Source organism: Marinobacter salinexigens (assembly GCF_008370345.1).
GTDB lineage: Bacteria > Pseudomonadota > Gammaproteobacteria > Pseudomonadales > Oleiphilaceae > Marinobacter > Marinobacter salinexigens.
The window spans coordinates 1-1,306 of sequence record NZ_VTUU01000027.1 but is presented as its reverse complement, the minus strand read 5'-3'; the positions used below and the strand labels follow the sequence as shown (position 1 = coordinate 1,306).

Here is a 1,306-nt window from a genome sequence, read left to right as displayed (position 1 = left end):
TGACCCGTCCTGAATAAGGTTTACACCTTCCGACTGAAGATTATGGAGGGTGTTATGAATACGAAGAGGCGCAGGAGTCAGCGGGATTATTCGCTGGCCTTTAAATTGGCGGTGGTAGGTCAGGTTGAAAAGGGCGAGATGACCTACAAGCAAGCTCAGGAACGGTACGGTATCCAGGGGCGCTCGACGGTGCTAACGTGGTTACGTAAGCATGGTCATCAGGACTGGAGCCCGGCGGCCTTGCTCTTCGTTCGCAAGGGGGCTGCGATGGCCAAACCGGATCTTCCGCTCACACCCGAGCAGCGCATCAAAGAGTTGGAGCAACAACTCGATGAAGCCAATCAGAAAGCCCAGTTCTTTGAATCCGTTGTGGATGTTCTGCAAAAAGACTATGGCTGTCGAGTCGTAAAAAAGCGGTCGGGCAAGTCCTCTCGCAAAAACAGATCCCGGGGCTGAGTGTTGCTCGGGCTTGCCGATACCTGGGCCTCTCCCGTCAGGCGTATTACCAGTACCTTAAAGCTGAAGCGGTTCGTCAGGCCCACAACCGCCTGGTGTTGGACTTTGTGCGGGAAGAACGACTGCTTCAACCCCGCCTGGGCACCCGCAAGCTGCATTCACTGTTGAACCTGAATGCCCATTTGCGCATGGGCCGGGACCGATTATTTGACCTTCTGAGAGCGCACCGACAGCTGGTTCCTCGCAAGCGGTCTTATCATAAGACCACGCATAGCCATCACCGCTTTCGCTGCCATCCCAATTTGTTGAAAGCAGGCCCGGAGCAAGTGGTGCCAAAGGCCCCCGAACAGCTCTGGGTGGCCGACATCACCTATTTGCCGACCCATCAAGGCTCGGCCTATCTCAGTCTGATTACGGACGCCTTCTCGCGCAAAATCGTGGGCTATCACGTCCATGACACGCTCCAAACGGAGGCCGTGATACAAGCCATGCATAAAGCATTGAAGGGTCGGCAATACTCTGGCAAGTTGGTACATCACTCGGATCGGGGGATCCAGTACTGCTCCACGTCATATCAACAGCTTCATGCCAAACACGGTATTCGCTGTTCAATGACAGATGGCTACGACTGTTATCAAAATGCGCTGGCTGAACGGGTGAACGGGATTCTGAAGACGGAGCTCTTGCTAGCGCGCCCCAAAGACCTGGCTGAAGCGCGAAAGATGGTCGATCAGTCCGTGCAAATCTATAACACGAGGCGACCTCATCTAGCGCTGAAATACAAAACGCCCGATGCGGTGCACCGGGCGTTTCAATAGAAATAGGTGTAAACCTATTTCAGGACTAGACA

The 1,306-nt window shown here is 54.1% G+C and carries 1 protein-coding gene; it reads left to right on the top strand.

The window, feature by feature from the left end; translation table 11 throughout:
• Positions 1–54: 54 nt before the first annotated feature.
• Positions 55–1,274, top strand: a protein-coding gene (locus FWJ25_RS19085) for an IS3 family transposase (protein ID WP_149601847.1) whose coding sequence is annotated in 2 segments (ribosomal slippage) — positions 55–418 and positions 418–1,274 — 1,221 coding nt in all. Because the reading frame shifts where the segments join, the coding sequence is not laid out codon by codon here.
• The last annotated feature ends 32 nt before the right edge of the window (positions 1,275–1,306 follow it).